This is a genomic window from Priestia sp. P5_B4 (genome assembly GCF_056400385.1).
In genome coordinates, this window is the sequence record NZ_JBFULJ010001182.1 from 1 (window position 1) to 942 (window position 942).

Annotated in this window: 2 protein-coding genes; both read left to right on the forward strand. The window is 38.5% G+C overall.

The annotated features are described in order from the left end of the window. The coding region (locus AC1DRF_RS29780) for a LuxR C-terminal-related transcriptional regulator (RefSeq protein WP_477742543.1) at positions 1-360 on the forward strand (360 nt) is incomplete at its 5' end. A 132-nt stretch (positions 361-492) separates the two neighbouring features. Next, a partial coding sequence (locus tag AC1DRF_RS29785; protein WP_477742544.1) for an alpha-amylase family glycosyl hydrolase occupies positions 493-942 on the forward strand: 450 nt, incomplete at its 3' end.

Below are 942 nucleotides of genomic sequence, written 5' to 3' on the forward strand. Positions count from 1 at the left end.
GTATATCCCGCTCTAGAGGCAGGGGCAACAAGCTACTTATTAAAAACGTCTAAAGCAGGAGAAATTGCAGCTGCTATTCGCCGTACATATGAGGGGCAATCTGTACTAGAGCCCGAAGTAACCGGTAAAATGATGTCTAAAATGAGAAAACCGTCTTTACCTCATGAAGAACTGACAGCTCGTGAAATGGAAATTTTACTGCTAATGACACAAGGCAAAACAAATCAAGAGATTGCAGACGAATTATTTATTGCGCTAAAGACGGTAAAAACACATGTGAGCAATTTGTTAAGTAAGCTGGATGTACAGGACCGGACTCAAGCCGTCATCTACGCCTTTAAACACAAATTAGCGCAGTGAGAATCGTTATTCAAAAGAGAATAACGATTTTTTTTGTGAAAAACCTATTTTTTTGCATGTATTCATTATAAAATAGCGATATGCGTAAAGGCGAACGCTTACGTAAAAGCACTATTTTGAGGGGTTGAGCACATGGAAAAGAAATGGTGGAAAGAAGCTGTTGCGTATCAAATCTACCCGCGAAGCTTCATGGATTCAAACGGCGACGGAATTGGTGACATTCAAGGGGTTATTTCAAAATTAGACTATTTATCTGATCTTGGAATTGATGTCATTTGGATTTGCCCGATTTATCAGTCTCCTAACGACGATAATGGCTACGATATCAGTGATTATAAAGATATTATGAAAGATTTCGGAACAATGAAAGACTTTGATGAGCTGCTAGATGAAGTTCACCATCGCGGAATGAAGCTGATTATGGATTTAGTTATTAATCATACTTCAGATGAACACCCTTGGTTTTTAGAATCCAGGTCTTCTAAAGAGAATCCATATCGTGATTATTATATTTGGCACGAAGGTAAAGATGGCAAAGAGCCAAACAATTGGGAATCTATTTTTAGCGGATCAGCTTGGGAG